The sequence below is a fragment of the Colwellia sp. MB02u-10 genome (genome assembly GCF_014077185.1).
Classification (GTDB): Bacteria; Pseudomonadota; Gammaproteobacteria; order Enterobacterales; family Alteromonadaceae; genus Cognaticolwellia.
On sequence record NZ_JACGVK010000064.1, the window covers coordinates 1 to 12,780 of the forward strand.

Sequence of the window (12,780 nt, forward strand, 5' to 3'; positions counted from 1 at the left end):
CGACGAATTTACTTGCTTCATCTAGTGCGTTAACTCATTTAATTTTATAAAGAATAAATTATGGCTCTTTTTTTGAGCAGGGATCAGTGTTTTTAAACTTGACGTGGGGAGTCATACCAACGCCCTATTAATGACTTTAAATAAAAACAAAAAGCACGTAAAAACAGTTAGATAGATCTGATCTGCGTGAGTTTTATTTTTATTTGTAGCGCATGTGTAGCTAGGTAACCAATTAAAGCATCATAGGGCTTTACTAAACATTGCTATTGCCAATTGGGTGAATTTAATTAGGTTAAGTATCGATAACGTATATTAATACAGGCTAACAACAGTGTTCGTTTAAATGCTTGTTATATTAATTATACGGCCATAATACAATCTGAAATAAGTTTATTTATAGGACTTGCCTTGGAGAAGTAGTTTAATAAATAAGTCCGGTTTTGCTTAGAATCTTTTCTCATACCTACTGCCGACGCCCAAGAAAGCCATCCACTTGAACCATTCCTAAGGTGCGTTTCCCTTAACTGAGGCATACCAAAACGTTGTTCAGGTATTTCTAACACTCTAGCCTTTGATATTGTAGTTGAGTTTTTATGCTCATAAAGTCTAGCTAAGATTCCCCCGGCACTAGTGCTTTCGAGTAAATATTCTTCCGTGATTGCTGCAATCCAAAATAATTGGTACTCATTAAGAAAACATTCAGAGTCTAGAAGTTTTTCAAATTCAATTGATAACTCATCGTATTGATTTACCTCACTGCACTTATGGAATATTTTTTTGACTAAATAAGGAAATCTATAAATAAACTTAGGGATATAGGTATAAAAGTCAGGATTATGCTGGCTAATACAATCCAGTATTAGACTTGCTTCATTATCTGTAACTTCATCATTATCGGCTAAAGCCGCTAGTTGATCTATTTCTTTAGGGGTAAATTGTCTTACGATTTCATCATATACATCATAGCCCATACCTGAGCCTAAGCTAACAACGACTTCACCCATAATCCCACTTTTGATTTTATCTATTTCGCTTTCAATTGGAATTTTATTTTTGGAGAACAAAATACTTTTATTGGAGTTTATATATAAGGCTTTTTGACCCAAAAGTTTTTGAATATTTTCAAAGTCTTTTCTAAGTGTATCTTTTGAATTTGAGAAAATGACAAAGTCATCCATAAACCTAATCATATGCTCAGACTTAATAAAGCTGGAATGATCAATATATGACAAAAAGTGACTACCAATCATTTTGGCTGGATAGATTCCATGTGGCATGAAATCTATAGAAAACCCCGCATTAATCTCCCTCATGAAACGACCGAACAGTTGTTTTTCAGACTCTTTAACATTAAGCCCTGAAAACCAATTGGTTAAATCATGGTGATAAATTGAATTAAAGTATGATGAAACATCAAAGCTGATAAAGTATTTGTATTGCTTATTCAACTCTTCGTTTTTGTCATTATATTCTTTGTAACTATCATGAATTTTTATATGAGAGCCCTTAGCAAACCTATAACCAAAATTTTCTCTAACAGGGTTTGATGATTTCCGAAAAACACTCCTATTTTTATATGCCATTTCATACATGTAATATTCAGCAATAGGGTCTAATTTTTTTGTTCGTCGTATGTGTTGCTTTGCTTTTAATGCACAAACACTTTCTTGTGGTAAAAAGCAAAACTCGGTACTGGACGCATCTTCAATATTTTTTATAAAATCAGATATTAATTCTGGAGATTTATCGATAAGAAAACGGCATGTTTCCATTGGAAACAGCATTTCTTTATAGTCTTTTAGGTAGAACTCTTTAACTTTATTTACATCAACCATTTTATTAATTACCAATTTAAAAAACACATATAACACGCTTGATAAGCGTCAATGAAATAGTTGGCTGAACTAAGTAATAACGAACAAACCTACAACTATTTTTGTTCGTTTAAGCAACTTTTATGTACTTATTCGACTAGTTCTAAAAAATCATTAAACATTTCTGTGAATTCGTACTTCTCTATACCACCATCAGAATAAGACTCCATTTCTCTTATCTTTTCAGCAGTCATTAGCACCCAGTAATTTTCTAACACATTGCTTTTTCTAGTTCCCTTTTCTGTACCTATAAGTGTTTTTGCATCGCATATATCAGTAAAGCTAAATTGACTTTCATCGGGGAGCGCTAAACAATCAAGGTGGATATAGTTTTCAGGCTCTCTCTTACGAGTTGTGTAAGCCTTAATTCCATCTGCTCTCATTTCGGCTATTCTATCAAGGTTCTGTTGCTCTTCTGTAGTACCTTTATCTGAATCCAAAAGTACGCAATATGGAATATCAAATTGTTGGGCAAGTTGCATTGTTCTCCAATGTTTTAAATTTCCGCATCCTCCTATAGGTACAAGAGCAAACCTTTTGTCTTCAAATGTATGTGAAATATGTCCTGCATTTTTGAGTTGCTCAGCAGTATGTTCCACAAAAGTAATATCACCTTTTCCTTCAACTAAAAGCATAGCTTGAGCATATTTAGAAATAGGATCAGGTAATAAGCCCAAAGTTTCTGCTATTTTATTAAATACTTCATCAGAACCCATTTCAATAGTTCTATTTTGACCATCACGTTCAATAAACCTAAGGCTATCTAGAGGTAAAAGGCCTGCTAAAGATGGAGTATGAGTTGTAAGCATCACTTGGCTATTTGAAGTGTTCGCTAGTTCCATAAATGCCTCAATCAACATTATTTGATGATCAGGATGTTGAGACGTTTCAGGCTCTTCAAAAGCAAATATTATATTGTTTCCATCATTTGTTGTTCTTCTACGTTCAGCTTCAGCTCTAAAAAAGTTTAAAAGAATTAACCTTCTTACACCGCTACCGCGCTTATTAATGGAAATATCATTTTCAGACTTAATAGATAATTTAAATTGTGACTCAAATTTTGGTTCGGTTCTAAACTCAGGAATTAGTTCTTCAGCTAAATCAGGAGACATTTCATGAAGTTTAGCTAGTGTTCTATTAGCTGTTTCAATGGCTTTTGCTCTAACTTCATTCTTAATATGTTCTATTTCATCATTTAATTCAGACAAGGCTTGCTGAACCGCTATTTTCATAGGATCCGTAACTTCTTTATCATCATCCTTACTAGGTCTATCAGATTGAAATAACGCATAAAGAGGTAAGTAATTTTTAATTGAATCGAAAACTTTTTTGGTATCTTCTTTATCAACTAATAATTCAACATTAGACAAGCTAAGTTCATTTATATTTTCTCGTATCGCTTGTCTGATTGATGAGTTAATAGTCGCATTATAATCTTCTGGATTAACACCAAGTTCGTTCGCTCTTGCAATCAGTTCCGCACGCTTTAAAGACAAGAGATCTTTTGCAGCATCTACTGTTGGGTGATTACAAACGATATAAACCTTTTCCTTCGGAAGAGCAGCTGTTGCTGCATATACTTTCTTTATTTCAAGTTTTGCATTTGTATTAAGAAGATATTCATTAGCCAATGATGTAGGAAAAGCAGCATCAAGTAATATTTGCTGTGGAAGCTCACCAAAAACACAGCTTATTTCGATGAGATGATTTTCAGCGTTGATATTTAGGTCGTCTTTTTCACACTTAACTAGAGAGTTATTGAAAAAGATTTCTAATGCTTCAAGAACTGTCGATTTACCTGCATCATTTCTACCGATGAACGCAGTCAGTTTATTTATTGGGATTAATATCTCGTCGCCATAACCACGAAAATTTTTTAATTTTACAGATTCTAATTTCATCGTTTTCTATCCTTGAAAGAATGCAATGCTAGACAAAGCATATAACCGATTTATTAGTCGGAACACCCCAATATTTATGATGGAAATGTTTATGACTAAATCATTATTTAACATCCTAACCATAACTTTTTACCATTACATAATCAATAGGTTATAGGCTTTACTTTATGGTTTTGTTTTCCTTTAATTACTGTTAGTACAGTTATTTACAGAACTCCAAGTAAAAGCATCTTTGCCATTCTGGCAGCGACTAAATAAAAGGCAAAATGTGATTATTGGAGTGTTTTCGATTGGCGTTAAAGCTTAATTTCTAGCTAAAGCCTCTTTGCGGTGTACTTGAGTTGTTCATGTTTGCAGATTTACGGCTAAATGAGCCTTGAGTCAAATTTAGAGCGACTTTGTGCTTTAGCTTGACGTATCTAAGCTTTTTCTATTTTCCATTGGTAATGACGAGTCACAACAGCTTTACCTGCGAACCATAACCCTTTTACTTTGAGTATCAGCTCTCCATCATAATAGCTTTGCAGGCATTCGCCTGTTTGTTCGTTAATATTCAAGTCGTAATGTAATTGAATAGGTCTGTTTTTTTGTTTGGTATGAATACCGCCCATCGCAAGGGTGTATCCTTGCCAATCACTGTTATCCGCAGCAAAACGCGCTTGCTCTAATAACGCATCCTTTTTATCTATAAACTTAGTGCGTAATCGCCTTAGTTCACGCCATATCGAAACACTGGCACCACCAATTTGTTGAAACTGACGAATACACCAACATGAAGCCCACGCATCAATGCGTTGTGCTACGAGTATCGAATCATTACCGAACTTATCTTCTCCTATTCCTTCACCATCAATATTTTTAACGATATATTTTAGGATATAACCTGTTGCTGAGCCTTTTGCTGGGTCAATATTTTTAAAGTCGCAACGGTTTTCTGCTGCGCCTTTTTCATCACCATCAATCTCTAATGCGTAATGACGAATAATAGCTTGTAAGGTTTGTAGTTTTTCGCCTTCAATAAAAAACAACATATGCCAATGAGGGGTTCCGTCATGCTGCGGCTCAACCACGCGAAAACCATAAGGCGTAATATTTTGTCGTTTAAACTCTGCTCGCGTCTTTTGCCATTGACGGTTTAAATACTCATTAGCTTCATCGGGCATAAGCCCTTGCCATTTGGGATTAGTTGAACCTGATTTTGAAAAGGCTTGATGATATTTTGAAGGACAAGTTATGGTAATAAATAATGCTTCATGGCCTAAGTCTTTAGCAAGATTTTCAAAGCCTCTTGCACGACATATCAATTCGTCTTTTCGTATTTTGGGGTTTGATACGTTTAAGTCTGATATATCCTTTAAAGAATAGCGTTGACCTTGTTCGTTAATGATAAAGCTTGAGCTGAGTAGCTCGTCATTTCGTAATCGTTGCGAAATGCGGTTTTTAGTCGTTATGTTACTCGCGTAAACTTGTCTCTTGCTGTTAACAAAGTTTAATTGAATTGCCGCTTTTTCGTTTGCTTGGGTAATAAGTTTGCGAAATTTTCGTAACCACCAACGATTATCTGCATAACGCTTTAGGCTTCCTGAAATTTGTATTTTTTTGTTTAGCTCAATTGGCTGTAGATTGAATGATTCAATGTAACGGGATAAAAACGTGTATACGGTTTTTTGCTCTGTTATAGCGAATTCGCTATCCTTTTCACTCATGGCATCGCGAATAAGGGGCGAAATTGTGTTAAAGGTGTCGCTATTGCTCGCTTTTGTGTTAACGGAATTTTCGCTTATTACACGTGAACTGTTTCGCTTACTTTCGCTATAATTTTGCTCAGTATTTCCGTTAACGGAAATACTTTCGTTCCACGTTTCGTTAACGGATTTACGGTGGTGGACATGAATAAAAGAAGCTTTCTTTGGGTCAATGACAATTTGTCGGCAGTAATTCGCGCAAGCTTTCGCTTTGACATTAATATCATCATCAAAACAAAAGAACATATGCGCCAATTTTTTAGGTAAAAAACTGGCGAGTTTTGCTGAGGCATCCAAAATATGCCTGTTACGGTCATAGTTTGTCGGTTTATTAAAAGCCGCCGTTAAAATGGTACTTTTAATGAGGTTAGAAAAAGGCGTTAGCTTCTTCGTAATAAACTGAGCATCCGCTTTATCCACTTGCGCTAAGTAAGGCGCAATAACATTATCTTTATCGTTAATCGCTTTAACGAGTATTTTTTCTTTAAAAGCATCCATAGGGTTAGCATGCTATCGCTAACATTGACACATAAACATGACCCTCTTGAGTCAATGTATAACGCTCCCAAGCAATGCTAAAATGATAAACATAGCTTCCTTCAATGAGTCCTTCGCCTTCTAAGCAGTAAAGGGTTCTTATATCGAATTTATAACGTAGTCCTTCAGAGTTTTTATAGGTATGTAAACCATTGTATTTATCATCCATAAAACCATCTTCACGCGATACTTCAAAAATAGTTTCTGGTTGTGAAAGCCATATTAGCAATCTAATTTGCTCTTTAGTTAATTTAGACATGTTCACCACCAACGGACTTTTGTCCTAAGTGCTGCATACGAAAAAAACTATCAAGCCAATTATCTAAATCATCTTTTAGATAACGAACGGCACGACCTATTTTGATGAACGGTGGAGCAGGAGTTCTGTTTTCACGATTACCTTCCATACGTGATTGACGTAAGAAAGAACGACTCATACCGATGTATTCGGCGGTTTCTATTTCAGATAGTGCACGTTTGTTTTGTGTAGTGGGCATAATTGCCTCCATGTACGTTTAAGTTCATGAAGGACTTTATTTGTCACGTTTATCACGTGACGTTAGCCGTGATAAATACTATTGAATCTCTTTTTTAAATTTTGAAACTAAGTTTAAAAACGTTCTTTTAGTAAGCTTCTTCTCATATTTTTCCGCTTTACCCCACACAATTTCATCAGTATTAACTTCGAGATACAAGCTGTATGGATCTGTACTGTCATCGTCATTAATAAAATTTTCATGAACTTTTCGGTATAAGGCTGCACCACCAAGCGTAGGGTTAATGCGTATTATTTGTTTAATTTGATTATGAATAATATGCTCTCGAGGTTGACCGTTTGTTAAATCTATTTCTAATGTTAACTTGCACCATTCAATATCATCTTTTGTAATAACGATATTTTGAAAGTTTAATGGCAATTTGGCTATCAACGGCGTACTTTCTTGTTGAATTAAATCTCGATTTTCTTCACCTATTACAATGGCCAAATAAGGAAATGATATTAAATCTGCTAATGTTGAATTTCTTCTTACATACCTTTCATCTAAACAATTATCAACTAAGATATCGGAACTTGTTTCAAAACTTGTGACACCATTTTTATCTAGTAAATAACATTGTGAAACTTCAACCGTTGAGTTTTTCAAAAAAGACTTTCTATCTAGTGAGTTAACCTCAATAAGTCCTTTGTAATTAATAGCGCCTATTACGTTTGATTTTCGATTCTTATTGTCTGGCTCTATTAATAAAAAATTTTGATGATGGATATAAAACCGAATAGGGATATTGTAGTTTTCACATAAATATAAATAGTCATATTCTGTAAAACCAAAGCGGTCTTTTAATTCAGGGAGCCTGTAATAGTCTTTGTCTATCATTAAAAAAATCCATATACATTAAAGTCATAAACCCCATCTAACTTGGAGTAACTAACAGGAAAATATCAGAAAAGAAGCAATTAATCATTAACCTATTAAGTTTACTGCTGCCGCTTTATGTTCAGGCGCTAAATGCGCGTATCTGAGAGTCATTTTTAAATCGCTATGTCCAAGCAATTCACGAACCGTATTCAAATCAACACTTGCCATTACTAACTTACTGGCAAAATGGTGACGTAAATCGTGAAAGCGAAAGTTTGTAATTTGTGCTTCATCTAATAAAGACCCCCAAACATAAGGAAAGTCTTTTAATTGGGAATTGTTTTTATCTTTGAAGACAAAACCTACTCCGTCTGTTTCTTGTTGCCATTGCTTAAGAGTATTAAAAGCTTGTGTATTTAACGGTAAATGGCGGGTATTACCTGACTTTGCGTTTTGAAAGTCAACAGTCAGTATCTTGTTATCAAAATTAACATGATTCCATTCAAGTGATAACAACTCCCCCTTACGCATACCCGTATTTAAAGCAAGTATCACTATCACTTCTAAAAAGTCAGTATCACAGGTTTGTAGGTTTTCTCTTAGCCTAGCTTCTTCATCTTTGGATAAATAGCGCACTTTAGAATTATCCACCGTTAAGGTTTTTACCTTACTCAAATCATGGCTATCAATAGCACCCCATTCAACAGCACGACTCAAACAGCCCTTAATGGTGTTTATTTGCCTATTCGTTGTCGCAGGTTTAACACCATCAGTTAATCGTTTGTTTCGCCATTTCTCGATCTCCCATGCGGTAATATCAGACAATTGAAAGTCCATTAGCGTAGGGAATGAAGATTCAAACGCTTTTATGGTTTTTTCAGCTGTTTTGGGATTACGTGATTTTAACCAAGGCGCGTATTTTTCTTCTAAGAAAAACTGGAGTGTTGAAAATTTAGAATATTTTGTTTTGGTTCTGTCATGCTTTCTGACAGCTTGGACATCAACACCTTGAGTCACTTCGGCAATTTTATTTTTTGCTAAGTCTCTGGCTTGTGCTGGTGTCATTTGACCATCGATACCTAATCGATAATTCACTTGTTTCCCATTGAGGCGGTAAAACAAATAATAAGTGATCAAACCTGTGGGTGTTATACGGGCGTGAAAACCAGAGATCTCAGTGTCATTTAAACGCTTATCTTCTGGTGATAAGTTTTTAATATTGGTTACTGTTATTTTATTTTTTATAGGCATCCTATTACCATCCTTGTAGCTCATTTGTAGCACAATCATTATGCTACAATGAACAAACAAGAACAACAACAAACCAGTAGCTTAGATTTAATTACATATATACCAATAACTTAACCTTAAATATTGTTCATTGGTGTTCATTGGTATTTACTGGTTAATATGGGTGTAACGCCCTATTAAGGGGCAAATTGTAGTTGGCTAAAATGTGTAGTGGAGCGGAACTAGCCAACTGTAATTTGTCCCGCTTGAATAGCTTGTTAGTTGCTAATACTCTGGACTAAAAATAGATAACAAAAGTAAATTATAACAATTAGATAGAAAGCTGAAATTATACTATTTATGCCCCATAAGCAATGCCAGAATTTACCAGTAAAGTAGCTTTTAACTCGAATTTTACTATTTAGCAGACCTAATGACGATGGAATTAATGTTAATGCAGAAAAACACAATATAGGAAATACACCAAATATTAAACCAAGTCCCGATGCACTAGCAGCAGACGATGAAGTATCTGGTTCTATTGGAGATAAAAGAATATAAGTCAGGAACATTCCAACTACTGCTGATAAGAAGCCTAACATTTGGAGAGTGCGCATAAATCCCTTTGCAACTAACGCCGTTTTAAGCGGCAAATTGCTGTTGGCTAAAATAAGTGAGGCACGAACAAAAAGCCAACTGTAATTTGTCCGACTTGAAAACCCTTGTTATATGCACGTTAAATACATTGGTACGCTTAACCCCATTTCCAGAGCACTTTTGGCAAAATTATTATCTTCTATTTTGAATCCAAAATTTTCAAAATATGGAATTTGCTCGTTGGACGAGGTAGTTAGCGTGATTCTAGGTATTTTGTTTTCTTTACAGTAATCTTTTATTATTTCTAAATGCTTTGAAAACAAATTCAACGACTTAAAATAGTGAAGTGCATATTTTCGCTGGTCTTCAGCAACTGGTTCATAAGGGTTATAAAAAACTACATCTGCAATATATAGATCGTTAGGCCACATTCTACAAAGTGATAACTGAATACATCCAGACGAGTCAGTAGAGTCATCTTCGATTTCTGCGTATGAAAATGAGATGTCTTGTATAACTTTCCGTTTAATGATTGTTTCTACTTTTTTATAAAGCATAGGGTTTGATGAATCAAAATCACTTGAAAGCTTTTGAGGGTTAACTTTGGCTCCTGATTCAACGTATAACATCCACGCTTGCGCACCAATTTCAAATAAAATATGAGGATCTTTTTTAGCTATTTTATCTATGTCACTTCCACCAAATTGTTGAAATGTAACTGGTGATTTAAATTTCTCTGAAATTTCGTCTTTCAGTAATATATCGTGAAGCTTCATACTTTCCTTAGTGCATATAACGCTTACATAAGCGGAAAAATATAGTTGGCTAAAATGGTTTGAGGAACGAAAAACAGCCAACTGTAATTTTTCCGTTTGATGTTCTTGTTAGCTGTATGACTGCTCAAACTTTTTTACTACATTAAAAAAAGCGGCAACACCAATAAAATAACCATAATCGTACCAGCCGCCTGAATTTGGAGATGCATATATTCTAATATCGGTAAATAAGCTTCCAATCAGGCTGAACACAATACTAAATCCGTGAAATAGTCCTATAAAGAATCCAGGGCTATTTGAGTCAATGGATATCGGTTGGCTAGCACAGCTAGTAATTAGAAATAATACAATTAGGGAAATATAAATTGATTTATTTTTACTCTCCATCCGAAATTTACTCTCCATGAGATTAATACAGCTAACGCTTTGCTAAGGGGCAAATAATGGTTGGCTATAATGCGCGAAGCGCTGGCCAACTGTTATTTGTCCGTTTGAGCAACTTGTTATATGCAACGGTGGCTGTAGCCAAACACTGCACGAATTTAAGTCACCCGTAATATAAAAACCTAACCGTGAACTTTTACGCTACACACGAAAGGTTGAACAAAATTAATAGCGTTGCCACCTTTGAAAAAGGTAAAAGAGGCAATGCTTATTAATGCTGAGGCTAACTAGTTTTAGCGAAAAACTATGCACTAGAAAGCACTTTATTTAAAGCTCATTTTTAATAGCATATAACGCCGTTTTAAGCGGCAAATTGCAGCTGGCTAAAATAAGTGAGGCACGAACAAAAAGCCAACTGTAATTTGTCCGACTTGAAAACCCTTGTTAGGCATGCATTACTGATTACTCGCCAGTTACTACATTTGAATCATTTGCTTTATTTACTGAAAGATGGAGAACAGGAAATGATGATTCACCACCGATACCTCCAACTATTTTTTGTTTCTCTACCGCTGCAAAAGCAAAAATATTAAATTGGCGCAATGCCTTTATTTCTTTATCTAGGTCACTTGATGCATTAATTCTTTGGCTTGGCTCCATCTCCCGAGCTAACTCAGCCCAATCTTTAACATTTTGAATGAAACCACTAACCGCATCTACCTCTTCATCCGTTAGGTCATCGCTGTAATCGTTATAAAAAGCACATGCTCCAGCGGCTAAGTTAAACATTTCTTTCCCTGAATTAATCACAGGTAATTTATCAGGAATTTCTTCTTTAACTCTTTTTATTTGGACTTTAGGTGTTGCAGGTTGATCTTTTAATTTATCTTCAACCCATTTCTCATGGTCGTCTTTTATTGTTCTCAATGATTCAGGAGGGTAAGTTTCAACTTGGTCGTCTATTTTTTTATGGTGGATACGACAGAGCAATATGAGGTTTGTTACATCATTAATTTTTTCTCTAGGGAAATCAGAATCACTTCTCGGACCTTTGTTAGCACCTGAAATAATGTGGCACTCTTCTCCAACAACAGATTCATTGTCATTTTGGGTACTTTCAAAAACTAATGTATGTTTACACATAGCACATTTGTTTCCAGACTTACCCCAAAGTATTTTTCGATTTTTATCTGAAATTGACACTGAACACTCCCTGAATGCCTAACGCTTAATTAAACTGCAAAAATAGTTGGATTGGTTTTTGCGTCTTTTGCAAAAAACGAGACAAGCTATTTTTGTCAGATTGAATTACCTTGTTATTTGATGCTAGCGTAAGAACACTAACGATAACAAGCACTTTACGGCTTAAGGCAGCCCGACCGTAGCAGCAAAAAGTGCCCAGCGCCACGACTAACCCAACCTTGAATTTTGAGCCAAACACTAAAGGATATTTAGCTAATGGCTTTACAGCAATATTGTCTTAAAAATAGTAAAGCCTATTAGCGGTAATAACCAAACCGCTTAGGCGAAAACTTATGAACCACACACTAAACCAATATTAAAACACCGCGCTTACAAATAAAATTTAACTTGATTTCGTGGTGCCAAATAACGCCGTTTTAAGCGGCAAATTGCAGTTGGCTAAAATAAGTGAGGCACGAACAAAAAGCCAACTGTAATTTGTCCGACTTGAAAACCCTTGTTAGGTTTATATTACCAAGAAGTTGAAATACCTTCTTTTGATAACCCCATCATTTTTAAACCATGCTCTGTAACAAAGACTCTAGCAGCAATACCGTTTGGCCAACTTACAGCATACGGTTCATGCATGGAATATTTTCCCAGTAATGGTTGATACACCTTGGTCAAAGTACAAGGCAGTTTGTAAAGCGAATCAACTTCGTTTTGATTTAATGAACCACCATTTTTAATTAGAAGTCGTGCCGTTTGACAAGTTGTTAGCTCATCCCAGTCGTTTGTTATTCCTGTACCATAAGATCTAGCTTTTTGCTGTTGACTGCCAATAAACACCATTATGATAATGGCTGAAATTACGACAATATATGAAATAGATAATAAACTCAGGCCAGATTTAACTTTAACACCACATTTTGGACAACTCTTAGCTTGGCTACTAATTTTATTATGACATTCTTTACATTTTACTAATGACAAACTCAGTTACTCCCTGTAAACCTAACGCCCACTTAAGGGGCAAAATATAGTTGGCTAAAATAGGTGAACGGAGTGAACAAAACAGCCAACTTTATTTTGTCCCTCTTTAAGTTCTTGTTATAAGTACATTACACCACTACAGTTTTGACTTTTCTAATGGCACGTACTTATTGTGGAAATATGAAGTTAAAACCAAACTTAAT

General features: G+C 35.1%; 11 protein-coding genes. All 11 read right to left on the minus strand.

Annotated elements, in window-relative coordinates:
* Nucleotides 1-359: 359 nt before the first annotated feature.
* Nucleotides 360-1,835: an antiviral reverse transcriptase Drt5 gene (drt5, locus tag H4J59_RS01645; protein ID WP_182236259.1), complete on the minus strand. Its 1,476-nt coding sequence runs from the start codon at nt 1,833-1,835 to the stop codon at nt 360-362.
* A gap of 128 nt (nt 1,836-1,963) precedes the next feature.
* Nucleotides 1,964-3,775 carry an ATP-binding protein gene (locus H4J59_RS01650; RefSeq protein WP_182236261.1) on the minus strand — a complete coding sequence of 604 codons (1,812 nt, stop codon included), beginning with the start codon at nt 3,773-3,775 and terminating at the stop codon, nt 1,964-1,966.
* Between the two features lie 419 nt (nt 3,776-4,194).
* Entirely contained in the window at nt 4,195-6,018 is a 1,824-nt protein-coding gene (locus H4J59_RS01655) for a replication endonuclease (protein WP_182236263.1), read from the minus strand.
* A gap of 4 nt (nt 6,019-6,022) precedes the next feature.
* Nucleotides 6,023-6,316 (minus strand): hypothetical protein, encoded by a 294-nt coding sequence (locus H4J59_RS01660; RefSeq protein WP_182236264.1) that lies wholly within the window; start codon nt 6,314-6,316, stop codon nt 6,023-6,025.
* Nucleotides 6,309-6,554 carry an AlpA family transcriptional regulator gene (locus H4J59_RS01665; RefSeq protein ID WP_182236266.1) on the minus strand — a complete coding sequence of 82 codons (246 nt, stop codon included), beginning with the start codon at nt 6,552-6,554 and terminating at the stop codon, nt 6,309-6,311. The genes H4J59_RS01660 and H4J59_RS01665 overlap by 8 nt, the downstream gene beginning before the upstream one ends.
* Nucleotides 6,555-6,632: 78 nt before the next feature.
* Complete coding sequence (locus H4J59_RS01670; protein WP_182236268.1) at nt 6,633-7,433, minus strand: hypothetical protein; 801 nt, start codon at nt 7,431-7,433, stop codon at nt 6,633-6,635.
* Nucleotides 7,434-7,520: 87 nt separating this feature from the next.
* Nucleotides 7,521-8,666, minus strand: a complete 1,146-nt coding sequence (locus H4J59_RS01675; RefSeq protein WP_182236270.1) for a site-specific integrase — start codon at nt 8,664-8,666, stop codon at nt 7,521-7,523.
* Nucleotides 8,667-9,370: 704 nt separating this feature from the next.
* Nucleotides 9,371-10,018: a hypothetical protein gene (locus H4J59_RS01680; RefSeq protein WP_182236272.1), complete on the minus strand. Its 648-nt coding sequence runs from the start codon at nt 10,016-10,018 to the stop codon at nt 9,371-9,373.
* Between the two features lie 108 nt (nt 10,019-10,126).
* Nucleotides 10,127-10,405 (minus strand): hypothetical protein, encoded by a 279-nt coding sequence (locus H4J59_RS01685; RefSeq protein WP_182236274.1) that lies wholly within the window; start codon nt 10,403-10,405, stop codon nt 10,127-10,129.
* A gap of 459 nt (nt 10,406-10,864) precedes the next feature.
* Nucleotides 10,865-11,605, minus strand: coding sequence for an HNH endonuclease signature motif containing protein (locus H4J59_RS01690; RefSeq protein WP_182236276.1), 741 nt, complete (start codon nt 11,603-11,605; stop codon nt 10,865-10,867).
* A 510-nt stretch (nt 11,606-12,115) separates the two neighbouring features.
* The gene (locus H4J59_RS01695) at nt 12,116-12,577 is read right to left on the minus strand and encodes a zinc ribbon domain-containing protein (RefSeq protein WP_182236278.1); all 462 of its coding nucleotides are present in this window, start codon (nt 12,575-12,577) and stop codon (nt 12,116-12,118) included.
* Nucleotides 12,578-12,780: the final 203 nt, after the last annotated feature.